The sequence below is a fragment of the Paenibacillus sp. Y951 genome (genome assembly GCF_056786395.1).
Map to the genome: position 1 here is coordinate 152,951 of NZ_JBXCIY010000009.1, position 24,910 is coordinate 177,860.

Below are 24,910 nucleotides of genomic sequence, written 5' to 3' on the forward strand. Positions count from 1 at the left end.
GAGGAGTATTAACTATGAAGGAACAATTACTTAAACGATTTATCTCATATGTGAAGGTAGGGACACAAGCAGATCCGAATGTTTCTACTTGCCCATCGACTGGAGGGCAGTTAATGTTAGCGAAGCAGCTAGCTGAAGAATTGCAGGAACTTGGTATGGCGGATGTTACTGTAGATGCCAACGGATATGTGATGGCAACATTGCCTGCCAATTCAGATGTCGCTACACCGACAATTGGCTTTATTGCCCATATGGACACAGCAACAGAGCTAACCGGATTCAATGTTAATCCGCAAATTGTGGAAAATTATGATGGGACAGATATTGTGTTGAATGATACGCAGCAAATTGTGTTATCTCCAAAGCAATTTCCCGAGCTATTGAAATATAAAGGACAAACGTTAATTACAACAGATGGCAATACATTGCTTGGTGCTGATGATAAAGCAGGTATTGCGGAAATTGTAACAGCGATGGCATATTTGCAGGATCATCCAGAAATTAAGCATGGTACGATCAAAGTAGGCTTTACTCCTGATGAAGAAATTGGTCGCGGTGCAGATTTGTTCAATGTTGAAGCGTTCGGTGCAGAATATGCCTACACGATGGACGGCGGTCCGCTTGGGGAACTACAATATGAGAACTTTAATGCGGCAAGTGCAACGGTAACCTGCTATGGTCGTAGTGTTCATCCAGGAACCGCAAAAGGTAAGATGATTAATGCTACGCGTGTTGCTTATGCTTTTCAAGCGGCAATGCCAGAGTATGAAACACCGGAACATACTGAAGGTTATGAAGGCTTCTATCATCTTACTCATATTGAAGGCGGTGTTGAGGAAACGACACTCCATTACATCATAAGAGAATTTGATCATGATACATTCGAGGATCGCAAGCAATTTATCATTAATGTTGGTAAGCAAATCGAGCAGCAGTTTGGCGAAGGTAATGTGAAAATCGAGGTTACGGATAGTTATTATAATATGCGTAATCAGATTGAACCACGTATGGATATTGTAGACCGTGCGCATGCAGCGATGATTAGAGTTGGCGTTACCCCTATCGTGGAACCAATTCGCGGCGGTACAGACGGCTCACGCTTATCTTATATGGGATTACCGACACCGAACATTTTTGCAGGTGGAGAGAATTTCCATGGGAAATATGAATTTGTATCGATTGACACGATGCAAAAAGCAGTAGAAGTTATTGTTGAAATTGCAAAATGCGAGTAGAGTATGGGTATAATGAGAATTAAGAATAGTTAATCTTATTAAATATCGTCTAGATTAATGGGGGAACTAACGTGCAAAAGATTAGAGTGGGGATTATTGGCTGCGGTAATATCAGTGATGCTTATCTAGTAAATTGTGTTCATTATGAAGAGCTTGAAATTGTTGCGTTAGCAGATTTGAATGGAGAGCTAGCGCAAGCAAAAGCTGAGAAATATAAGGTTGAAAAAGTGTTAACAACGGAGCAGTTGTTAGCTGATCCAACGATTGATATTGTATTGAATCTAACGATTCCACAAGTACATGCAAGTATTAGTCTAGCTGCACTTGATGCAGGAAAGCATGTATATTCCGAGAAGCCGCTAGCTGTTACTGTTGAAGATGGACAACGAATCATGGCTAAAGCTCAGGAGCTTGGACTTCGTGTTGGTGTAGCACCTGACACTGTGCTAGGAGCAGGCATCCAAACTTGTCGGAAATTAATTGACGATGGTGCAATTGGTCAGCCGATTGCAGCTAATGCTTTTATGTTATCGGGGGGACCTGAAAGTTGGCATCCGAACCCAGCATTCTTATATGCAAAGGGAGCGGGTCCGATGTTCGATATGGGACCGTATTACTTATCGGCATTTATTACTTTACTCGGTCCAATTACACGTGTCACGGGATCAGCAGTAATCTCTTACCCACAGCGTAAAATTACGAGTGAGCCGAATTATGGCGAGATGATTCAAGTAGAAACGCCAACACATATTAATGGCATTATCGATTTTGCAAGCGGAGCAACGGCGACATTAGTTACGAGCTTCGATGTGAAGGGTGGAAGCTCTTTACCTAATATTGAAATCTACGGTAGCGAAGGGTCGATCATCGTTCCCGATCCTAACACATTTGGTGGACCAGTTAAGCTACGCAGAGCAGGTAGCGAGCAGTTTGAGGATGTTGAGTTAACACATCCATTTGGCGGTAATGATCGTGGAGTGGGTTTACTAGATATGGCGAAGTCGATTCAAGAAAACCGACCACATCGTGCCAGTGGTGAACTAGCGCTGCAAGTGCTAGAAATTATGCATGGTTTCCATATTGCATCTGCCGAGGGACGTCATTATTCGGTACAATATAGCTGCGAAAGACCAGAAGCGATGAAAAGCAATCATTAATAACGTTAATAGATAGAGTAAACATATGATGAAGTCCAGCTTAGGGAGATCTCTGAAATAGCGATACTGGCTCTTAACAGCCCGTGTCGCTATTTCTTTTTTATTGGAATTATCTCCACATTATAGTAGTCTATTAGTAGGGGGGTGAGGCGCTTGTATCGGATATTACTAGTAGATGATGAAATGTTTTTTCGGCAAGGGTTAAGAGCAATCATCGATTGGGAGTCCTGTGGCTATGAAGTGATAGGAGAACAGGATAATGGAGAGGACGCATTCCATTATATTGTCGAGCACCAACCCGATGTCGTAATTACAGATATTAGAATGCCTGAATGTGATGGGCTACAATTGATCCATAAAGTCGTACACGAAGCAAAGCTGAATACTAAATTCATCATTGTAAGCGGTTACGATGAATTCAAGTACGCACAGCAAGCGGTGAAATACGGTGTATGTGATTTTTTACTAAAGCCAATTGATGAACAAAGTCTCGAACATAGTCTTATGGATATAGCTGAGAAATTGAAAAATGAAAAGAAACAATCGAGACATTCACTTATGCATCATTATGAAGAAGTGCTTCATACTATTTTGCAGGAACAGCTTACGGAGGCTCAACTGCTTGCGTATTATACGGAATTGAAATTACAAGTAACGGAGCAATATTATTTTGCATTTGTTGAATATAATCAATATCCTGTAATCAAAAATCGAGATATGTATCCAATCGATCAGCTGCCTCAGCATATCGCCCGGATCAAGGAGCTGCTACCATTTTTTGAATCGCAATACTTATATCCACAGCAAGGAAAATTAGGATTAATTATTAAGGAATCTTGGCTCAAAGACTTTTCTTCGATGTCGTCACTAATGAAGCAATTGCAACGTAAGCTTTCGTCAATTGAACAAGGAACCATTCATCTGTACTATAGCTCATCTTATGACGGAATTTATTTCTTGAAAGAGGCATACGAAGCAGCTGAATATGCGCAGCAATTCAAGTACTATGATGAAAGACAATTATTTGATTACAATGATTTTGCTAGTTATTCACTTAGACATATTATGCTGCCCGCAGATCATTATAAGCAGTTACTACTAGATATGGAAGAAAATGATGAACAGCGTATTACGAAACAATTACAATTATTATTCTTTAGTTTTAGTGCTGAGTATTGCTCGATTGAAGCGATAAAAGCGAGTTTACATAAGCTAGTAGCGGATTGCTTACAAATTTTGCATGAGATGGAGATAGACAAAACACGCATTTCCAAGCTCCATGAAGTACTGAGTTGGGATCATTATAATATTGAACTAGTCGCGTTGAAGCAATTAATATTAACGTTTCTATTAGAATGTGGCTTATGTATTGCAGAAGAACGTAAAGAAATGTCCAAAGGCGGTATACAACGGATTAAGAAATATATCAATCACCATTATGCCGAGCAAATAAGTTTGAAGACAATAGCAGCACAGTTTTACGTTAATCCCGTTTATTTAGGTCAATTATTCAAAAAAACATACGATCTCTATTTCAACGATTACTTATTGCAAATTAGAATTAATGAAGCGAAAAAAATATTGCGGCAAACCGATTTGCGTATTTATGAAGTAGCGGAGAAGGTTGGCTTTAATCATCCAGAGTATTTTGTAGCGCAGTTTGAAAAAATAGAGAAGTTGTCTCCGACGGCATATCGCCAAACGTTTCAAAGTATTGTAGGTGAATAATTGTGAAGCTAATGAAAAAAGCGAAGCTGCTATTGCGCTTAGATGATATGCGATTGCGCAACAAGTTCCTTATGCTCTATTTTTGTTGCGTGTTTTTTCCGATCATTTTAACGAATGTTATTTTCTATAATACGATGAGCAGTAATGTACGTGAACAAAGGATTGGGGATATTAATATAAGCTTGCAGCAGGTACATAATGAATTTTGGATGCAGATTGAAGCGGCGGTAGGTGTTTCGTCTATTTTCTATACCGATTATAATTTGTATACATTGCTAGATGATCATTACAGTAATCCTGCTGATTTTGTAGAAGCATATGATAATTATTTACGTCGAATATTGAATAGCTATACTCCTGTGTACACATCTGTCCAGAACATTAAAATTTACGTAGATAACCCTATGGTACTGCATTCTGGCGGTGTTGCTTACTTGACTGATGATGTTAGATTAAAGCATTGGTTTCGCGCGCTAGATCGACGGACTTCTAGTGAGCCTGTGTTTGTTCGTTCGCCGCGAGAGGATAGTATCATCTCAGGAAGGATAGAAGAAAAGAGCGATAGCTTCAGCATTCTTCGAGTAATGGATTATTATGATTCATATAATACATGGGATAAAGTATTGAAAATAGAGTTGAAAACGGATTCCATTGCGGCCGTTTTATCAAATTTAAATGTACCGGGTCATACGTATCTCGTTGATCCTCAAGGGAGGATCCAATTTACGACAGACCCAGATGTCGATTGGGTGTCTGAAAGAATTACATTAGATAATCTATCGAAAAAAGATGATTTGTATATGTTCGAAAATAGTGTCTATGATGCAAATCCGTTGCAGGATTGGCGCTTGGTAGCAATAGTACCTAAAAGCGAAATATTGCAGGAGGTACAGACGTCTCGTCACTTTGTACTTTGGACAGCGCTTATTAATATCATCGTAGCTAGTATCATTATTATCATTATATCACGCTCCATTACAACTCGCCTCGGCTTTATTCTGAAATATATGAAACGTGTCAAAAATCAGCATTTTGATGTTATAACGAAACGTAAATCTCTTGATGAGATCGGACAGTTAACGAGCGAATTCAATCGTATGACCTTGCAAATTGGTAGCCTAATTAACGATGTATACGTAGCGGATATTAAGGAGAAAGATATGGAGCTAGAGCAACGGTATGCTCAGCTTAATGCTCTGCAAAGTCAGATCAATCCTCACTTTTTATTCAATGCGTTAGAAACAATCCGAATGAGAAGTATTATGAAAAAAGAGATAGAAACAGCTAAAATTATTCATAATATGGCGAAGCTATTTCGCAGTTCTTTAACATGGAGAAGAGATAAGGTTTCCTTGAAAGAAGAGGTTGAATTTATTTCCTGCTTCCTTGAAATTCAACATTATCGTTTCGCTGATCGATTAGCATACCATGTAAATGTTGATCCTGCTGCGGAAAAATGTGTTGTTCCCAAACTAATATACTTACCATTTGTAGAGAATGCGTGTATTCATGGTATTGAAAAAGTAAGACAAGGCGGAGTCGTTAATATTTCCATCGAAGTATTAAATGAGGAGCTGCACTTCCGAGTTGATGATAATGGAGCTGGTATGTCTGACGAGCAACGATTGAAAATCTATTCCTATTTAACGGAAAATGCTGATCTTGGTGAACGCATCGGCGTACAAAATGTCCTCTACCGCTTAAAACTTATTTACGGTAAACAATTTCATTTTGAGATTAGTAGTGCTAATGGTATAGGAACATCTATTCATATTATTGTACCGGCAGAGTATAAATAACTAAAATTTCTATATTAGAATCTATAGTTACTACACTGATTTCAGCGACCTCAGCAAGCTGTAATGAAAGTGTTTACAAAATAACTAAAGGGGCTGAAGAAATATGAAGCAGAGATCATCGATACGCATTGCAATATGTCTGCTACTAGCAATTCTATTGGTGGTAGCAGGTTATGCATGCAAAAGCGGTGGAGACAAAGTAAATAGCAGCGTTACTAACTCAACTAATAACGGCTCGAAAGATGCAGAAGGAAAAGACCCGGAAGAAAAATTTCTAGATAAAATAACTTTCACATACTTCAATGGTGCAGGCACAGCTAAAGATATTAATACAAATGAAACAACGATTGGTAAAATACTAGAAGATCAAACAGGTGTAAACTTCAAAATTGAAAATCTAGTAGGAGATTTGAACACGAAGATTGGTACGATGAATGCTGCAAGACAATATCCTGATGTTCTAATCCCTGATGCTGCGATTGACGAAGTGTTAGGTGCAGGTGGTTTTATCGACTTAACGGATCTTATTGCACAATATGGCCCTAATATTGAACGCGTGTACAGTCCATACTTTGATCTAATGAAAGATAAAGATGGAAAAATAATGTTCTTACCGTTCTCTAACGTTGTTGGTGAATTCGTACCAGATCCTAACATTAACCAAGGTGCTTTCTGGGTTCAACGTGGCGTGTTGAAAGAAGCTGGCTACCCGAAAATTAAAACGATCGATGAATATTTCCAATTAATCCGCGACTATGTAAAAAAACATGAAGGTGAAGATCTAACAGGCTTTATTTCACTAACTCAGGATTGGAGATTTTTTGCAACGACTAACCCTCCGATGCATTTAGCAGGATATCCGAATGATGGCGAAGTAATGGTAGATATGAGTACGTTCGAAGCAAAGGTTTATTCAAATAATGACGATACAAAACGTTATATGAAACTATTGAATGAACTGAACGCTGAAGGCTTATTCGATAAAACATCATTCATTGATAATTATGATCAATATTTAGCTAAATTATCTTCTGGTAAAGTAATTGGATTCTTTGATTATGGTTGGCAAATCGGTAATGCCCAAAACGTATTGAAAGATGCGGCAAAAGCTGATCCCACGCAAGATGATCTAGTATACTTCCCATTACCGGTTACATTTGACGGACAAAAGGACCAATATCTAGATCCTCCTAGTTTCGTTAAAAACCGTGGTATCGGTATTACAGTTAGTGCAAAGGATCCAGAACGCATTATTCAATACATCGATAATTTGCTAAAAGAAGAAAATCAAATAATGAAAAGCTGGGGTATTGAAGGAGAAACATATGAAATCAACGAAGAGGGTCGCTTCTATCGTACGGCAGAACAAGTTAAGAAAATAGACGAACCATTCCGTGAAACTTTTGGTTTCAAATACTTTGATTGGAACTGGCCCCAATACGGAACTCATTCTACACTTGCTAATGGCAATGCTTATGCCCCTGGATACCAACGAGAAGTATTCCAAATGGATATGACAGAAGCAGATAAAATAATTCTAGCTGCTTATGGCGTTCAAACTTATGCAGAAATGTTTGCTGCTCCAGATGATCGTCCTTGGTATCCTGCTTGGGATATTGCGAAAAAACAAGGATTAGCTGAGCAAATCTATGAGACGAAAAAGACTGAATTAACTCGTAAATTTTTCCCGAAATTAGTGCTAGATCCTCCTAGTAAATTCGATAGTAATTGGGAAGAATTCACTGCTGAGTTCAACAAGCTAGATACTGCAGGCTATGAAAGTTTTGTAACTAGTGAAATCAAAAAGATTATCGATGGCACGAACTAACAGGACAAAGTCTGCTTTTTGAACTACCTCTAGTAGATGAAGTGTGGGTCCATGCGATGAGGAGTACTATCATCGCAACGGTCCCTTCTTTCAACCTGAGCAATCATAGTGAGGAGTGACGGGATTGAGTAAACTAGAACTAATAGAGAGCCGACCAAAGCCAATGGGGAAAATGCAACTCTGTTTCAAACGCTGTATTCAACAGCATGCCTTATTAGTAATGACGATACCATTTTAAATGTGGTTATTTATATTCAAATATTTACCCATTTGTGGTTGGACGATAGCATTTCAAGATTTCAAACCTGCTAATAGCTTTGGAGAGCAAACGTGGGTCGGGCTACAACATTTTAGATTTTTATTTGAAGATGAGCGTTTCTTGCGAGTATTACGCAACACATTAGCAATGAGTGGGATTAATCTAATATTAGGATACGGTGGCGCTGTTTAGTGGGGGGTATCAATGGAACTCATGGTTTGATGTGTTTCTGTATAATTCCTTAACAGTAGAATTAAGTACGCTGCAATATGAGTTGCAAAAAATATTATAAAACTCCAATGCATCGATGACTTCAACATCAATAGATTTTACCGCTGCTGTTCATAACACTGGTAGGGTTACACCAACTTCTATTCGTGCTACAATGACAATCGTCGCATCGGTACCAATCATTATGGTATATCCATTCTTACAGAAGTATTTCGTTAAAGGTATGATGGTTGGTGGTGTAAAAGGATAGTTTAAACTTGTAACTTCACTACTCTTCACGCAGTAAGAGCTAAGGTTTTCACTGATTAATATAAACTTTACCCTGTTACATTTGATGAAAACGTTTTATATAATAAATCAAACAACTCTAAAAGATGTTGTTCAAAAATCAAACTTTGATAAAGAGTAGAAATGGATGATTGCTGATGACAACTATTAATAAGTTAGGTGCATATGAAACAAATGAGTATCGTAATGTTTTTGCGGAGTATGGCTACACCGAAGAAGCAATTAATGAAAGAGTCCAATCAACATGGGACGCGTTGTTCGGTGATGATGAAGCTACAAAAATATATTATGAGCTTGGCGATGATAAAGGTTATCTATTAGATACAGGCAATAATGATGTTCGTTCTGAAGGTATGTCGTACGGCATGATGATGGCGGTGCAATATGATCGACAAGATATTTTTGATCGGTTATGGAATTGGACGCATAGTTTTATGTATATGACAGAAGGACTGCATAAAGGATATTTTGCATGGTCGTGCCAGCCAGAGGGTATTCGTAACGCACAAGGACCTGCTCCAGATGGAGAAGAATTTTTTGCGATGGCTTTGTTCTTTGCTTCACATCGTTGGGGTGATCGAGAAGTTCCTTATAACTATAGTGAGCAAGCTAGAAACATTCTTCATACTTGTCTCCATCAACAACAGCCAGGATTTACGATGTGGAATTTAGAGAATAAGTTAATTAAGTTCGTACCTGAAGTAGAATTCTCTGATCCATCATATCACCTGCCGCATTTCTATGAATTGTTTGCATTATGGGCCAATGAAGAAGATCGCACTTTCTGGAAAGAAGCGGCACAAGCTAGTCGTGACTATATTCATATTAGTTCGCATGCTGTCACGGGATTAGCAGCTGAATATGCATTCTATGATGGAACGCCTAATCATATTCGCGGATTTGGTCATTTCTTTAGTGATTCCTACCGAGTAGCGGCAAATATCGGATTAGATTATTCATGGTATGGGGTAGATGAACGTCAAGTTGATATTGCTAATCGTATTCAAGCGTTTTTCGCTGATAAGTCGCCTGATGATTATCGCAGATATGCTGTGGACGGCGAAGCTTTCGAGGAGAAGTCATTGCATCCGGTAGGATTACTTGCTACCAATGCGGTTGCCTCCATTGCCGCCAATGGTGAGCATGCGAAGGCGGCAGTAGAGCTGCTATGGAATACCCCAGTGCGCAGGGGTGATCGTCGCTATTACGATAACTGTATCTACATTTTTGCAATCCTTGCTTTAAGCGGGAATTATCGGATCTGGAAGCCGTAGGTATGAAGGAAGCATGTAAGACTCACGATTTTTGTGGGGCTTGCATGCTTTTTTATATGTTCGGTGTGACGTGCTGAGTTTGTTGAGGTAGTTTTAACCTTCTGCTTAGAACCGCCTGATTTCTTTGGAGTAGCCGTTACATATTAAGGTTTTGTGCTATACTTTTGATAGGAAGCAATATTGAGAATATGTGCGAATTAATATTTACTGATAAATAAATGCATTACAATATATAATGTTGCTAAGTACGCCAACAGATGATGGAAGAGGGGATAGCCAATTGTCACTAGAACTCAATCAATCTGTATTACCAGCTGTTCATAAGTTGAAGGACGTCGAAGAGGTTGTCGCTTCATCGATTACATATATGGTGTTATTAGGTGGGCATATTGGTCAACTGCAAAGTACGGTACAATTTATAAAGCAACATAATAAGAAGATTTTTCTGCATGCCGATCTAATCGATGGTTTGAAAAATGATGAGTACGCTGCTGATTTCTTATGTCAAAGTATTAAGCCGACAGGTATAATATCAACAAGAGCAAATGTCGTGATGAGAGCGAAACAAAAAGGATTGATCGCTATTCAACGGATGTTTCTGCTTGATTCTGATGCACTAGAGCGGGGCTATCGCTTGCTTGAAAAGACGCAGCCAGATTTCATCGAGGTGCTTCCAGGTATTATGCCTGAAATTATTACGGAAGTGAAGCAGCATACGGGTATCCCTGTTATAGCAGGGGGACTTATTCGTACACAAGCGCATGTCAATGAAGCTTTAGGAGCAGGTGCAGCGGCCATAACGACGTCAAGGAAAGAGCTTTGGCTGAGGGGATAGTTCAAAAAGCGGACTTTGATAACGAAGGGGATGCTGACGTAGTTTAGTCGACATCGAATATGAAGTGAACTTGGAAAGTACGGTTCGCGTGTACCAATAACGTACACTTGCGCTTCCGCCTTTCTCAAGTAGCACTCCATCTTCTCGGTTCTGAAAGCCCACTTTTTGAACTTTCATTGAAAGAGGATAGTTCAAAAAAACGGACTTTGATAACGAAGGGGATGCTGACGTAGTTTAGTCGACATCGAATATGAAGTGAACTTGGAAAGTACGGTTCGCGTGTACCAATAACGTACACTTGCGCTTCCGCCTTTCTCAAGTAGCACTCCATCTTCTCGGTTCTGAAAGCCCACTTTTTGAACTTTCATTGAAAGAGGATAGTTCAAAAAAACGGACTTTGATAACGAAGGGGATGCTGACGTAGTTTAGTCGACGTCGAATATGAAGCGAACTTGGAAAGTATAGCATAAGCTTCCGATGTATGTTTCTTGCAGAAACATTGTAGGGCCGCGTGTACGTAACCATGTACACTTGCGCTTCCGTCTTTCTCAAGTAGCGCTCCATCTTCTAGGTTCTGAAAGCCCACTTTTTCCCTTCCGTTGGAAGAGGTAAGGAAAAAAACGGGCTTTGATAACGATGATTAGTCGATGTAGCTTACTCGCGTCGAATATGAAGCGAACTTGGAAAGTATAGCATAAGCTTCCGATGTATGTTTCTTGCAGAAACATTGTAGGGCCGCGTGTACCAATAACGTACACTTGCGCTTCCGTCTTTCTCAAGTAGCGCTCCATCTTCTCGGTTCTGAAAGCCCGCTTTTTTCCTTCCATTGGAAGGGGTAAGGAAAAAAGCGGGCTTTGATCACGATGATTAGGCTAACGTAGGTTACTCGACATCGAAGATGAAGCTAGTATTTTTCATATATATTAAATTTTAATGGAGGGATAAGCATGTCGAAATATATTATGTCCATTGACCAAGGGACAACGAGTACTCGCGCTTTATTAATTGATAAGCAAGGTAACATTGTAGCGATAGAACAGGAAGAACTTCCACTGATCTATCCACACCCAGGGCATGTGGAAGTGGACGCGAGTTTTATATGGGAATCAACGCTTAAAGTGATGAGAAAAGTAGTGGAGAAATCCGATATTATAGCTGAACAGATTGCAGCTATTGGGATTACGAATCAGCGCGAAACAACGGTTATTTGGGATAAAGTAACGGGCAAGCCTATTTACCATGGATTAGTATGGCAGTCTCGTCAAACAACTACGATATGTGATCAACTTAAGGAAGATGGATTTGAGGACGATTTCCGTAATAAAACAGGTCTTATTATCGATCCTTACTTCTCAGGTACTAAAGTGAAATGGATATTAGATCAAATTCGTGGTGCTCGTGAGCTTGCTGAGCAAGGCCGTCTACTATTTGGTACGATTGATACTTGGTTAATTTGGAATATGACGAATGGGAAAGTACATGTTACCGACGTGTCTAATGCATCCCGTACGTTAATGTTCAATATTCATAACCGTTCTTGGGATGAAGAGTTACTGGAAATATTGAATGTGCCGTCTTGTATGCTGCCAGAAGTTAAGGCATCTTCAGAGGTTTATGGATATTTGAATGAGCATATACTTGGGCAACCTATCCCTATAGCAGGTGCAGCTGGAGATCAGCAGGCGGCATTGTTTGGACAGAGCGCATTTAGTATAGGAGATACGAAAAATACATATGGTACAGGTTGCTTTATGCTGATGAATACAGGAGAGAAGCCGATTTCATCCGAGCACGGTCTACTGACGACTATCGCATGGGAAGTAGATGGCAAGCTAGAGTATGCGCTTGAAGGAAGTGTATTTATAGCGGGTGCAGCGATACAATGGCTTCGTGATGGATTGCAAATTATCGAGGATGCCGCGCAGACAGAAGAGATGGCGCTCAGTGTAACTTCTACCGAAGGAGTATATGTAGTTCCGGCATTTGTTGGGCTAGGTACTCCTTACTGGAATAGTGAAGTGCGCGGCTCGATGTTTGGCTTAACACGCGGTACAAAGAAAGAGCATATTGTTCGAGCAGTGCTTGAATCACTAGCTTACCAATCGCGTGAGCTACTTTCTGTAATGGAAGAGGATTCTGGTTATAAAATAACAAGTATGGCTGTAGATGGTGGCTCTATTCAGAATAACTTCCTCATGCAATTCCAAAGTGATATTCTAGGTGTTGCTATTGAACGTCCTTTAATTAGTGAATCTACTGCGCTTGGTGTTGCATTTCTTGCTGGATTAGCTGTTGGTTTCTGGAGTGGTAAGGAAGAAATTTCCGCTATTCATAAAGTTGAAAGAGTGTTTTTCCCGCATATGGATGAAGCTGAGCGAGAAAAATTATTCGCTGGATGGTTACGTGCTGTAAAGGCAGCGATGGCATTTTGTGAATAATAATGGTATACTGACGACAAGTTAATAATGGTTGGAGATATGGAGAAACCGCGAATACCGTTCATAGATGGGCTTTTTATGCCCTTTATCGAACGGATTCATTGGTTTCTCTTTTTTGTTGGTCATTTTCAGAAATTTTTATTGGACATAATAAACATAATGAAATAAACACAAACTGTAAATAGAGGAGATAATATGATGAGCAGACAGACTACGAACGAACAATTTAGCGTATTTAATCGTGCGCAAAGCTTAGAGCAGATGGCAGCACAGAAATTAGATATTTTAGTTATAGGTGGAGGTATTACAGGAGCAGGTATTGCGCTTGATGCAGCAACACGTGGACTCAGCTTAGGTCTTATCGAGATGCAGGACTTTGCAGGTGGAACTTCAAGTCGTTCTACCAAGCTGGTTCATGGTGGCTTACGTTATTTGAAAAACCTTGAAATTGCGGTTGTTGCTGAAGTAGGTAAAGAGCGTGAAATCGTTTATGAAAATGGACCACATGTAACAACGCCGGAATGGATGCTACTACCATTATATGCAGGTGGTTCGATGGGCAAAATTATGACGTCGATTGGTTTGAGAATGTATGATTTCTTAGCAGGTGTGAAGAAGAATGAGCGTCGTAAAATGCTTAATGTCGAGCAAACGTTAGCTAAAGAACCGCTATTGAAAAGCGAAGGCATGAAGGGTGGCGGTTACTATGTTGAGTACCGTACAGATGATGCTCGTCTTACGATTGAAGTGATGAAAAAAGCTAGGGAGCTTGGTTCGATCGCTGTTAACTACACGAAGGCAGAAGGTCTAATTTATGATAAGCAGAAGCAATTAATTGGTGTTAAAGTTCGTGATCTATTGGCAGATAAAGTATATGAAATCTATGCTAATAAAATTATTAATGCAACAGGTCCTTGGGTAGATGAATTGCGTGAACAGGATGGTTCCAAAAAGGGCAAGACGCTGCGTTTAACAAAAGGTGTCCATCTTGTATTTGATGGAGCACGGTTCCCATTGCGACAGGCTGTATATTTTGATATTTCGGATGGACGAATGGCATTTGCAATTCCGCGTGAAGGTAAAACATACTTTGGTACAACGGATACGAATTTTACTAGTGATACAGCTAATCCTGTAACAACGGCTGCTGATCGTAAATATTTACTTGGAGCAGCTAATGAAATTTTCCCAGTATTGAAGCTAACGGATAAGGATATAGAGTCTAGCTGGGCAGGATTAAGACCATTAATTCAGCAAGAAGGTAAATCTCCATCTGAAATTTCGCGCAAAGATGAAATTTTTGTATCGGATTCAGGATTAATTTCAATTGCTGGTGGTAAATTAACTGGCTACCGTAAAATGGCTGAAGATGTTGTTAATAAAACAGTAGAGCTAATGAAGCAAGAAGGAATGAAGGAGCTAGCAAAATCTACTTCTACACGTCATATTCCGATTTCGGGTGGTGATTTTGGCGGTTCTTCGAAAATGGAAGCTTATGTTCAAGCGCAAGTTGCAGTTGGAGTGAAGCAGGAACTAACGAAGGAAGATGCCACTTTACTTGCAAGACGCTTCGGTACAAATACACCGATAGTATTCGCAATGGCTAAGGAAGCTATTGCTTGGGGCGAACCGTTTGGACTTTCTGCGCTATCAGCGATTATGCTGCAATATGCCATGAGATATGAGATGGCTGCTAAGCCCGAAGATTACTTCATTCGTAGAACCGGCGATATGTTCTTCCGTGTCAATGACGTGCTAACATGGCGTGAACCTGTATTACGTGCGATGAATGCTGAGCTTGGATGGACGGAAGCGCAGCTAGCTGAGTATACTGCTGAGCTAGATCGTAAGATTGATGAAGCGAAAAATTCGCATCAGGAATAGTGGACAGTAATTTGACAGATTAGTTCTCTCCACTGCGATGTGCGGTTGATTTGGTGCGCTATGATGTAGGTTAAGGGGAAAAGTACCATTGTTTGGCTCATTAACTGAACAATGAAGTGCAATAAGAGTAAAAGTAACTTTGTTGCTCTTGTTAACCGTGCTATGATGTGAATTAAGGGCAAAAGTAACTTTGTTTGGCTCGTTAACTGGGTTGCGATGTGAAATAAGTGCAAAAGTTACCTTGTTTGCACGTTAGAGGGTGCTCTCGTGTGAAATAGAGTAAAAAGTTGCTTTGTTTGCCCATTAGAGGGTGCTCTCGTGTGAAATAGAGTAAAAAGTTACTTTGTTTGCTCGTTAGAGGGTACTCTCGTGTGAAATAGAGTAAAAAGTTACTTTGTTTGCCCGTTAGAGGGTACTCTCGTGTGAAATAGAGTAAAAAGTTACTTTGTTTGCCCGTTAGAGGGTACTCTCGTGTGAAATAGAGTAAAAAGTTACTTTGTTTGCTCGTTAGAGGGTGTTCTCGTGTGAAATAGAGTAAAAAGTTACTTTGTTTGCCCGTTAGAGGGTACTCTCGTGTGAAATAGAGTAAAAAGTTACCTTGTTTGTACATTAGAGGGTGCTCTCGTGCGAAATAGAGTAAAAAGTTACTTTGTTTGCTCGTTAACTGGGTTGCGATGTGAAATAAGTGCAAAAGTTACTTTGTTTGCTCGTTAGAGGGTGTTCTCGTGTGAAATAGAGTAAAAAGTTACCTTGTTTGTACATTAGAGGGTGCTCTCGTGCGAAATAGAGTAAAAAGTTACTTTGTTTGCTCGTTAACTGGGTTGCGATGTGAAATAAGTGCAAAAGTTACCTTGTTTGCACGTTAGAGGGTGCTCTCGTGTGAAATAGAGTAAAAAGTTGCTTTGTTTGCCCATTAGAGGGTGCTCTCGTGCGAAATAGAGTAAAAAGTTACTTTGTTTGCTCGTTAGAGGGTACTCTCGTGTGAAATAGAGTAAAAAGTTACTTTGTTTGCCCGTTAGAGGGTACTCTCGTGTGAAATAGAGTAAAAAGTTACTTTGTTTGCTCGTTAGAGGGTGTTCTCAAGAAAAACGAAGTAGAATATCAAGGAGCTATGAAAAGTTAGTGAATGCTTTCGATGCTACTTTTTATTTGCAAGGCAGCGTTTCTGGAAGTTATGAAAAGTTGGCATATGCTTCCGATGCTACTTTTCATTTGCAAGGCAGATTATCAAGAAGTTATGAAAAGTTTTGGGAGGGATAGATATGAAGTTTAGGAGACTTGGTAGTACTGATTTGAATGTTTCGGTTATTGGACTTGGTACATGGCAATTTGGTGGAGAATGGGGTATTGACTATACGCAAGCTGAAGTGGATCAAATTCTCGATCAAGCACATGATCTTGGTATTAACTTGATTGATACAGCGGAATGTTATGGTGATCATCTTTCTGAGCAATTTATCGGCAACTATATTAGTCGCCGTAATCGTGAAGATTGGATTATTGCTACGAAATTTGGTCATGAGTTCCATTCTATCTTCTCACGTACTGATCGTTATGATGAACAAAGTGTACTTAAGCAATTAGATGATTCGTTGAAAGCATTACAGGTAGATTATATCGATTTGTATCAATTCCACTCTGGTCCAGATAGCGCATTCGATAATGATCAACTATGGACAACGCTTGATAAACAAATTATAGCGGGAAAAATCCGTCACCTTGGGCTGTCTATCGGGAAAAATAATAATATGCATCAAGTGGAAAATGCAACTAAAGTAGGTGCACAAACGATTCAAGCGGTTTATAATCGTCTTGATCGAGCACCTGAGCTAGAGGTATTTCCTTCTTGCAAAGCACAAGATCTTGGTATGCTTGCGCGTGTACCTTTGGCAAGTGGTTATCTAAGTGGTAAATACAAGCCAGGTGCAAGCTTCGGTAGCAACGATGTTCGTCATCGTCATGACCCTAAGCAAACAGCGCATCGCTTACTAGAAGTAGAAAAGATTGCACAAGAGGAAGTGCCAGCAGGTGTGGATATGGCGAGCTGGGCATTAGCTTGGTGTCTGAACAATGAAGCTGTTACTGCGGTAATTCCAGGCTGCAAAAATAAAGAGCAAGTCATTTCGAATGCTCAGGCTGTAACATTATTAAATGAATAAGAAATTAAGAAATAATGTAAATATAACAGTTAAATCCGAACGATTAATATGAAAAGAATAAAAACAAGAGCGAAACTATAGTTTCGCTCTTGTTTTTTTAAATAATTCTGTGAAAACGTACGGATTTAGATTATACTACAAATGACAGAATTATATGCATATTAAAGGATAAGAAGAAATGTAAGTGTTTTATAGTAGTTCTGATTAATGTTGCAGGCTAGCAATACGCGGATTTTCCGTTGCAATGAAAAACTTGTAATATTATTGCATAAAATGTATTGACTTAATCAGTTAAATCCGATAGGATTACTTTTTATTAATCAATTATTGTCGTATACAAAAGGGGAGAGACATATGAAATTGAGAAAATTCAATCTATCAATCGTATTACTATTAGTTGTTGCATTGGTGGTTACCGCTTGTGGAGAAGGAAATAATAGCGGTAAAACTAATAAGCCACAAGTTGAAAACCTTCCAGCTGCTTTAGTAGAAAAGGGAGATATTAAAATTAAAGTTATTCGTAAAATTGGCGGCGACGATCATACTGCACAATTTTTAGCTGGTGCTAAGCAAGAGGGAGAATCTCTTGGCTTCAAAGTAGATGTATTTTCAGCTAATGGCGATACATTGAAATTCCATGAAGCACTTGAGCAAGCAGCTAACGAAGATATCGATGCAGTTATTATCTCTCATGGTGAAGAAGAAACAACGGTTGAAGAAGTACAAGCATTACGTGATAAGGGCATTGAAGTTGTTGCTTTTGATTCTATCGAAGGTCTTACTGCTATCGAAGGTGTAACATCTACTTCGCAAAATGATGAGTCTTTAGCAACATTCGCACTTGATCACCTTGTAGCTGAAACAGGTGGCGAAGCCAAAATCTTATATCTGTGGGTAGATGGTTTTTCGGCAATGGTTCGACGTAATGCGGTTTACACTGATGTTCTTGCAGCTAATCCTGGAATCATAGAACTAGATCGCTTTGGTATTGCTAGTGACAACACATCTGTTGATACACAAGATGCGGTTGCTACACTACTTTCCAAATATCCTAAAGGTGAGCTTGATGCTATCTTTGCCACTTGGGATGCGTTCGCAATTGGTGCACATCGTGCGCTAGTAGAAGCTGGTCGTACAGAAGTGAAAATCTTCGGTATTGATGTTTCTAATCCAGATCTTGAAGCGATTCAAGAAGAGAATAGCCCGTGGGTTTCAACGGCAGCTGTAGATCCAAAGCTAATTGGCGCGATTACAGTGCGTCTTGCAGCAAAAAAACTAGCAGGTGAAGAAACTCCAACTACTTATAGTCTAGATGCTAACATTATTAAGCAAGCTGATTTGAAGGCAGCTGCTGAACCTGTGAAAATGGATACACTTGGTGATATTATCCCAGGTTGGGGTACGAGTGATGCTTTTCTTGAGGATTGGATGAAGGCATTAAAAGAAGCGAACAAAAAGTAGTAAGGGGGTTCAAATTCGTCCATTTGTGATCACGATGAATAAGCTACATAGTCAATCATCGTTATCAAAGTCTGTTTTTGAACAACCTCTTCATAGATTAATCTAAGAGCGCCATCTCTATTTCTTATAGAGGGGGCGCTCTATATCCTATTATTAAGGTAGGTGGAATAAGTTGGCATCAGATCAACAAGTAAAGCTAGAAATGAACGAAATATCGATTGCCTTCCCTGGTGTACAAGCACTATCATCTGTGAATTTTGCAATGAACTCTGGGACAACACACGCTCTTATAGGTGCAAATGGTGCCGGAAAATCTACACTGATGAAAGTACTATCAGGTGCTTATAGTCACTACTCGGGCGCCATCAAGTTAGCTGGAAAAGAAGTTAATATTCGCAGTCCGAAGGATGCTAAGGATAATGGAATTCAAATCGTATATCAAGAAGTGGATACGTTATTAATTCCTAATTTAAGCGTTGGTGAAAACATTATGCTAGAGAAGCTTGTGCATGATTCCAAAGGCAAACAACTGGTGAACTGGAAACAGCTTCATAAGGATGCCTCTGTTATTATGCAACGACTTCAGTTAACGATGCCAACAAAAAAACTTGTCCAAGAGCTAACTTTAGCGGAAAAGCAGCTTGTTCTTATCGCTAGAGCTATTACGATGGAGTGTAAGTTTCTTATTCTAGATGAGCCTACTGCCCCGTTAAGTGACAGTGAAACATCCAGATTATTTGAACTAGTGAATCGCCTAAAGCAAGAAGGAGTCGGCATTATTTTCATTTCTCATCGTCTACCTGAATTATTCCAAATTTGTGATGATATTACGATATTACGAGATGGTCAGTTTATATTGTCTGATTCAATTCATACATTGGATCAAGAAGGGGTTGCACAACATATGTTAGGTACCCAACTTGGTGGACAATTTCCCGAACGAGTTAGTAAACTAGGTGAGATTGCCTTTGAAGTTGAACAGATTGCTGATGATGATAAGGTTCATGGCGTCTCTCTTACTGTTCATAAAGGTGAAATTGTAGGATTGGCGGGTTTAGTAGGAGCTGGCAAGACAGAGGTATGCCGGATTTTATTCGGGGCAGCTCCGAAGAAACGTGGTGATATTAAATTGCATGGTAATCTAATGAATGCTCATTCACCATATCGAGCGGTGAAAATGGGCTTAGCGATGATACCGGAGGAAAGACGCCGTGAAGGCATTTTCGTTGAAGATACTGTGGCTATCAATTTAACGATTGCAAATCTAAAGCCTCACTTAACGATGAATAATTGGCTAAGTAGTAAGAAAGAAAAAATAGCGGCCAATAAGATTATTAAGAAGTTAGGAATAAAAACTCCGAATGAGAAGACGCTTGTTGGGAGTCTCTCAGGAGGTAATCAACAGAAAATAGCAATTGGTAAATGGCTGCTAACAGATGCAGATATATATATATTTGATGAACCTACGAAAGGTGTAGACGTTGGTGCTAAGCGCGATATCTACTATCTCATTGCTGAATTAGCTGCACAAGGCAAAAGTGTACTCTTTGCTTCTAGCGAAATGAACGAAATGATCGGAATTACAGATCGGATGTATGTAATGTACGATGGACAAGTGGCAAAAGAACTTATTACAGCGGATACTTCAGAAGAAGAGATTATGTTTTATAGTACAGGAGGGCAATAGCAATGAGTGCAGTTGGGGCAAAAAAGAAGAGTTTTCAATGGTTCGATTTTCTATATAAATACGGAACATTAATTACAATTGTCGTACTGATTATATTTTTCGGTCTCGCTACAGACAATTTTTTTACTTCTAGTAATATTACTAGTATTTTGCGTGCAATTTCGATTGTGACGATTCTTGCGATAGGCTTGACGATTTCATTATCTGTTGGAGGATTTGATCTATCCGTTGGTTCGACAGCATCATTAGCTAATGCAGTCGTTATTTCTATGTTTGTGTGGCATAGTCAAAATATTTTCATTAGTATTATTGTTTCATTAGCGATATGTATTATTATTGGACTTATAAATGGTTTCCTCGTCACCAGCTTCAAAATACAAGATATGTTAATGACGCTAGCGATGATGTTTGTTATTCAGGGTGTGGCATTGACTTACACAAAAGGCGCGACTATCTCACAAAATATGATTATGCCTAGTGGTGATTATGCACAAGGCTCTATACCGAAAATTTTTGGACTATTAGGGAAGGTGCCGTGGATCATTATTGTAATGCTTGCTGTTGTATTATGTGTCCATTTATTTTTAACATATACTAAGCACGGACGTTATATGTATATGATCGGCGGTAATCCAGAGGCTGCTAAATTATCAGGTATTCCTGTACGTAAGTACCGTTTTCTTGCATACGGATTAGCTGCTATCTTTGCTGGTATTGGTGGTGTTATTCTCGCAGCTCGTGTTATGACAGCAGAGGTTAATGCTGGGGCTCCTTTATTAATGGATGCTGTGGCGGCGGCATTTATAGGATATTCTGTATTAGGTTCTGGGAAACCGAATGCGTTCGGTACATTTGTCGGTGCAGTATTGATGGGGATATTATCTAGTGGACTTATTATGATGTCAGTACCTTACTATGCGATGGATATTGTGAAGGGTGCTGTGTTGGCGCTTGCCCTGGGCATAACATACTACAAACGCAAGCACTAGCTGTAGAGGTAGGGCGAAAAGATCGCTTGTGATCACGCGGTAACGCTCTGTAGCATATTCGGCATCTAATATGCCCTCCATCGAAAGCCTAGCATAAGCTTCCGATGTATGTTTCTTGCAGAAACATTGTGGTATACGCATTGGTCAGCGGAAGCAATTCATTAATGTTCTTATTGTCTGATAACTGATTAACACAGATCGTAAATATAGAAACATTTTAGAAGCTAGTGTACCAATAACGTACACTTCACTCCTCGTTTTCTAACTTGATGGTCTCACTCCTTACAAGCAAAATTTTTATCTTAAACTAATTCGCTATAAGGTATCAGAATTCCATTTTGGGGACCGTAGTAGTAACGATTTATGAACCTGTTTTTATCAATCTTTTTGAATGTAAACGAACTAAATCCAATATGTTACGTAATATATTACGTAACATATTGGATTTTTTGTGGTATACTTAATTCAAAGTTTGGCATACTATAACGTAATAAGGAGAAGATGGAGATGGTATCAACTATGGCAAAACCGACTTTTGACGTAGATCAGTTAGTAACTTCTTCCGACGCTTCCAAAAAGTTCGGAGAACTACGCAAAAAGGCTAAAGAAATCCCGCAATATATTACGGATAATGGTAATGTGGATACCGTTTTGATTGGGTATGATTTATTTGAAAAGCTCTATGATAGATTAACTAAATTAGAAGAAGCAGAAGAAGAACGCATCTTATTACAGCGGATTGAAAGAATTGAACGGAATCCAGAATCCGCGAAGTCTTGGAGAAATGTGCGCCGGAGCATTGCGGTAGATTAGTGCAAGAAGAACGATTTGATGTCCGTCTCGATGAAGATGCTGAAAAAGAGTATAACCGACTGGACGGTTCTGTACTTGAAATAGTGAACAAGGCAATTGATGGGCTTATATTTCGAGCGGATGAAATAGGTAAAACTCTTAGTAACTATACAAATACAAAATTAGCTGGTTGCAAGGAAATTAAGCTTCGTAATGCAGGGATCCGTATTGTGTTCAGAGTGACTAACGAAAAAGTAGATGTACTAAGGATTGTTTATGTTTTAACTATTGAGCGACGTACACGAGACATGGTATTTAAAATCGCCGATGGAAAATTAAGAACTTATCGTAAACTAACGAAAGAACAAACTCTACTTTTACATGCAAAGCAAACGAAATGGTCTCCAGGCCGAAAATGAAATGTTAGTTATCGCTTTTGGGTCTACCATAATAAAAAGTCATCCCCAGCAGCTACGCACTCAAAAGTGCTATTACTAGGGATGACTTTTTTGTTACAGCTGAGCTTCCTCTAAGTAGAACTCTTTATAGCGATCGTAATCAGCGACACTACATTCCATTTCTATGCGAGTGCCTTGTTCTTCATATTCTGTCGCAAAGATTTGGGCATGTTCATTAAAGTAGGACACGATGCGCCCTTGATCGTATGGAATAAGAACAGAGCATTTCACATAATGGCTGAATAGCTGCTGACGAATGCATCCGACAAGTTCATCGATTCCTTTGGCTTCACGAACGGACATATAAATGTTTTTGCCATGAACTTCAGGATATGGATGATCGGTCAGATCGCATTTATTATAGGCATAGATCATCTCGATGCCTTTCGTACCTAGATCTTCAAGTGTTGCATTGGTTACATCAATTAGCTTCTGATAATCTTCATGTGCATAATCAACAACATGAATGAGAAGATCTGCTTCCGCTACCTCTTCCAGTGTAGAACGGAATGCTTTAACTAGATGATGGGGGAGCTGGCTGACGAAGCCGACAGTATCTGTTAACAGGAAGCTCTTGTGATCGCTAAGTTCAATTTGTCTTACAGATGTTTCAAGTGTTGCAAATAGCATGTCTTTCACGAAAACTTCTTTGCTTGTTTCAGGATCTGTATGCCTCAGCAAAGCATTCATCAGACTTGATTTCCCTGTATTCGTGTAGCCGACTAGACATACTACTGGAACCTCATTCTTCTTACGCTTCATACGCTGAATTTGACGAGTAGCTACAAGTTTTTCTAGCTCTTGCTGTAGCATGGCGATGCGATCTTCAATCCGACGACGATCAAGCTCCAGCTTTGTTTCTCCTGTACCTTTGTTACGTAATCCTGCACCACCACCACCGCCTTGACGACCAAGTGATGCACGTAAGCCGACTAAGCGCGGAAGCATATATTGCAGACGAGCAACTTCAACTTGAAGTTGTGCTTCTCTAGTCTGAGCACGTTCTGCAAAAATATCCAGAATGAGAATAGTACGATCGATAACTTTGCGATCAAGCTCAGCTTCGAGATTACGAATCTGGGAAGGTGAAAGCTCATCGTTGAAAATAACCGTTTCTGCTTCATGAGCTTCTGCAAGGAGACGTAATTCTTCGACTTTCCCTGTTCCAAGGTAATGAGAAGATGTGGGCCGTTGTGCTTTTTGTGTAAGTTGATCTACAACTGAAATATGACAAGCATCTGCAAGTGAGGCAAGTTCTTGCATTGAATAATTAAAGTCTGCCTCTTGGCGTTGACTAAGGTGCAAACCGACAATAATTGCACGTTCTAAAGGTTGTTCCATCATAATTATTAACCTCCAACTGAGTTGGGAACAGTGTAGCATATGGCACGTAGTCTTTCAATAAATTACCTTTAATCTACGCTGCCTGAGCTATGAAAATATAGCAACTCATGCTATTCTTAAAGGTGATAAATGCAGTAATGATTGGGGTTAGAAGAACAACATGAAAAAAAGATTACGTAAAAGTAAGTTAACAATAGTTCATGTTCAAAGTCTGCTTTTTGAACGTCCTTCTATATTATGCACGATGCTGCTAATAATTATGTTAGCAGGTTGCTCAATGAGCAATAGTCAAGTGAATGATGCTAATCCTGTTAACGCTGAGAATGGAGCTGTAACATCTAAGCAAGCTACATCTCAAAAGAAGGAGATTGTTGTGTCTGCGGCTGCAAGCTTGAGTGTAGTTATGGATGATATTATTGCTCAATTCGAAGCTGAGCATGCTGATATTGTAGTTAAAGTCAATTATGGTTCTTCGGGTACATTACAGAAGCAGATTGAACAAGGTGCACCAGTTGATCTATTCGTATCTGCAGCAATTATGCAGATGAGTGCTTTAGAAGAGCAGGGACTGCTTGAAGCCACTAAGCCGCTATTGAACAATGAAATCGTTATTATCGGCAATAGAGAGCTAGTTGATGTAGCGCTTGCCGAATCAGCGACGATTGCGCACTTGCTGAAGCAGGTCAACCCAACATTTATTGCAATGGGGGAGCCGGATACCGTTCCTGCGGGACAGTACGCGAAGCAAGTGTTACAGCAGGAACAATTATGGGATGTATGGACGAAGCACTATGTGTATGCGAAGGATGTTAGACAGGTGCTAACTTACGTTGAACAAGGTAATGCTGAACTTGGTTTTGTCTACTTATCCGATGCGATTTCTTCTAATAAAGTTAATATCATTCACCATATTGATTCTGCAACACATGATCCGATTACTTATCCTATAGCCATCTTGAAAAGTAGTAAGCAAATGGATGCTGCCCAGCTATTTTTCGATTATTTGTTACATGAAGACCGAACTGTTCTTTATGAGCAACATGGCTTTAAGAGAGCTGAATAGT

General features: G+C 39.5%; 21 protein-coding genes and 2 pseudogenes. 19 read left to right on the forward strand and 4 right to left on the reverse strand.

Features of this window, described 5'->3' with window-relative positions; translation table 11 throughout:
- Window positions 1–14 precede the first annotated feature (14 nt).
- The 9 genes and pseudogenes from pepT (at window position 15) to AC1TPB_RS14770 (ending at window position 10,634) form a co-directional block, all read left to right on the forward strand.
- On the forward strand, window positions 15–1,235 hold the full coding sequence (pepT, locus tag AC1TPB_RS14730) for a peptidase T (protein WP_482061982.1): 1,221 nt from the start codon (window positions 15–17) through the stop codon (window positions 1,233–1,235).
- A gap of 71 nt (window positions 1,236–1,306) precedes the next feature.
- Entirely contained in the window at window positions 1,307–2,392 is a 1,086-nt protein-coding gene (locus tag AC1TPB_RS14735) for a Gfo/Idh/MocA family protein (protein WP_482077199.1), read from the forward strand.
- Between the two features lie 153 nt (window positions 2,393–2,545).
- Window positions 2,546–4,120 (forward strand): response regulator, encoded by a 1,575-nt coding sequence (locus AC1TPB_RS14740; RefSeq protein ID WP_482077200.1) that lies wholly within the window; start codon window positions 2,546–2,548, stop codon window positions 4,118–4,120.
- A gap of 11 nt (window positions 4,121–4,131) precedes the next feature.
- Window positions 4,132–5,919, forward strand: a complete 1,788-nt coding sequence (locus AC1TPB_RS14745; protein ID WP_482077249.1) for a sensor histidine kinase — start codon at window positions 4,132–4,134, stop codon at window positions 5,917–5,919.
- A 103-nt stretch (window positions 5,920–6,022) separates the two neighbouring features.
- Window positions 6,023–7,747 (forward strand): extracellular solute-binding protein, encoded by a 1,725-nt coding sequence (locus AC1TPB_RS14750; protein ID WP_482077201.1) that lies wholly within the window; start codon window positions 6,023–6,025, stop codon window positions 7,745–7,747.
- Window positions 7,748–7,910: 163 nt separating this feature from the next.
- Window positions 7,911–8,195 (forward strand): annotated as a pseudogene (locus AC1TPB_RS14755) (sugar ABC transporter permease); the annotation flags it as partial.
- Window positions 8,182–8,487: pseudogene (locus AC1TPB_RS14760) on the forward strand (carbohydrate ABC transporter permease); the annotation flags it as partial. The pseudogenes AC1TPB_RS14755 and AC1TPB_RS14760, both read left to right, overlap by 14 nt.
- Before the next feature lie 175 nt (window positions 8,488–8,662).
- The gene (locus tag AC1TPB_RS14765) at window positions 8,663–9,799 is read left to right on the forward strand and encodes a family 8 glycosyl hydrolase (protein WP_482077202.1); all 1,137 of its coding nucleotides are present in this window, start codon (window positions 8,663–8,665) and stop codon (window positions 9,797–9,799) included.
- Window positions 9,800–10,079: 280 nt separating this feature from the next.
- A complete protein-coding gene (locus AC1TPB_RS14770; protein WP_482077203.1) occupies window positions 10,080–10,634 on the forward strand; it encodes a glycerol-3-phosphate responsive antiterminator in 555 nt (184 codons plus the stop codon).
- On the opposite strand, the gene AC1TPB_RS14775 is transcribed toward AC1TPB_RS14770, so the two are convergent.
- From AC1TPB_RS14775 to AC1TPB_RS14785, 3 genes are read right to left on the reverse strand one after another with little or no spacing between them, the layout of a single operon-like run.
- Window positions 10,605–10,811 (reverse strand): hypothetical protein, encoded by a 207-nt coding sequence (locus tag AC1TPB_RS14775; RefSeq protein WP_482077204.1) that lies wholly within the window; start codon window positions 10,809–10,811, stop codon window positions 10,605–10,607. The two genes, AC1TPB_RS14770 and AC1TPB_RS14775, sit on opposite strands and share 30 nt — an antisense overlap.
- 14 nt (window positions 10,812–10,825) lie before the next feature.
- Window positions 10,826–11,002: a hypothetical protein gene (locus AC1TPB_RS14780; RefSeq protein WP_482077205.1), complete on the reverse strand. Its 177-nt coding sequence runs from the start codon at window positions 11,000–11,002 to the stop codon at window positions 10,826–10,828.
- 14 nt (window positions 11,003–11,016) lie between these two features.
- Window positions 11,017–11,220, reverse strand: coding sequence for a hypothetical protein (locus AC1TPB_RS14785; protein ID WP_482077206.1), 204 nt, complete (start codon window positions 11,218–11,220; stop codon window positions 11,017–11,019).
- 361 nt (window positions 11,221–11,581) lie between these two features.
- Between AC1TPB_RS14785 and glpK the strand changes: the two genes are divergently transcribed.
- The 9 genes from glpK (at window position 11,582) to AC1TPB_RS14830 (ending at window position 22,463) form a co-directional block, all read left to right on the forward strand.
- A complete protein-coding gene (glpK, locus tag AC1TPB_RS14790; RefSeq protein ID WP_482077207.1) occupies window positions 11,582–13,072 on the forward strand; it encodes a glycerol kinase GlpK in 1,491 nt (496 codons plus the stop codon).
- 198 nt (window positions 13,073–13,270) lie between these two features.
- Window positions 13,271–14,956 (forward strand): glycerol-3-phosphate dehydrogenase/oxidase, encoded by a 1,686-nt coding sequence (locus tag AC1TPB_RS14795; RefSeq protein WP_482077250.1) that lies wholly within the window; start codon window positions 13,271–13,273, stop codon window positions 14,954–14,956.
- Window positions 14,957–16,078: 1,122 nt separating this feature from the next.
- Window positions 16,079–16,216: a hypothetical protein gene (locus AC1TPB_RS14800; RefSeq protein WP_482077208.1), complete on the forward strand. Its 138-nt coding sequence runs from the start codon at window positions 16,079–16,081 to the stop codon at window positions 16,214–16,216.
- 2 nt (window positions 16,217–16,218) lie between these two features.
- Window positions 16,219–17,115 (forward strand): aldo/keto reductase, encoded by an 897-nt coding sequence (locus AC1TPB_RS14805; RefSeq protein WP_482077209.1) that lies wholly within the window; start codon window positions 16,219–16,221, stop codon window positions 17,113–17,115.
- Window positions 17,116–17,469: 354 nt separating this feature from the next.
- Complete coding sequence (locus tag AC1TPB_RS14810; protein WP_482077210.1) at window positions 17,470–18,576, forward strand: sugar ABC transporter substrate-binding protein; 1,107 nt, start codon at window positions 17,470–17,472, stop codon at window positions 18,574–18,576.
- A 172-nt stretch (window positions 18,577–18,748) separates the two neighbouring features.
- Window positions 18,749–20,263, forward strand: coding sequence for a sugar ABC transporter ATP-binding protein (locus AC1TPB_RS14815; RefSeq protein WP_482077211.1), 1,515 nt, complete (start codon window positions 18,749–18,751; stop codon window positions 20,261–20,263).
- 2 nt (window positions 20,264–20,265) lie between these two features.
- Window positions 20,266–21,252, forward strand: a complete 987-nt coding sequence (locus AC1TPB_RS14820) for an ABC transporter permease (RefSeq protein WP_482077212.1) — start codon at window positions 20,266–20,268, stop codon at window positions 21,250–21,252.
- A 507-nt stretch (window positions 21,253–21,759) separates the two neighbouring features.
- Window positions 21,760–22,065: a type II toxin-antitoxin system Phd/YefM family antitoxin gene (locus tag AC1TPB_RS14825; protein WP_482077213.1), complete on the forward strand. Its 306-nt coding sequence runs from the start codon at window positions 21,760–21,762 to the stop codon at window positions 22,063–22,065.
- Window positions 22,065–22,463, forward strand: coding sequence for a type II toxin-antitoxin system RelE family toxin (locus tag AC1TPB_RS14830; RefSeq protein ID WP_482077214.1), 399 nt, complete (start codon window positions 22,065–22,067; stop codon window positions 22,461–22,463). Before AC1TPB_RS14825 ends, AC1TPB_RS14830 begins: the two co-directional genes overlap by 1 nt.
- Window positions 22,464–22,556: 93 nt before the next feature.
- Here the strand turns inward: AC1TPB_RS14830 and hflX are convergent, their stop codons facing one another.
- Window positions 22,557–23,843 (reverse strand): GTPase HflX, encoded by a 1,287-nt coding sequence (hflX, locus tag AC1TPB_RS14835; RefSeq protein ID WP_482077251.1) that lies wholly within the window; start codon window positions 23,841–23,843, stop codon window positions 22,557–22,559.
- A 163-nt stretch (window positions 23,844–24,006) separates the two neighbouring features.
- On the opposite strand from hflX, the gene modA reads away from it, so the two are divergent.
- Window positions 24,007–24,909, forward strand: a complete 903-nt coding sequence (gene modA, locus AC1TPB_RS14840) for a molybdate ABC transporter substrate-binding protein (protein ID WP_482077215.1) — start codon at window positions 24,007–24,009, stop codon at window positions 24,907–24,909.
- The last annotated feature ends 1 nt before the right edge of the window (window position 24,910 follow it).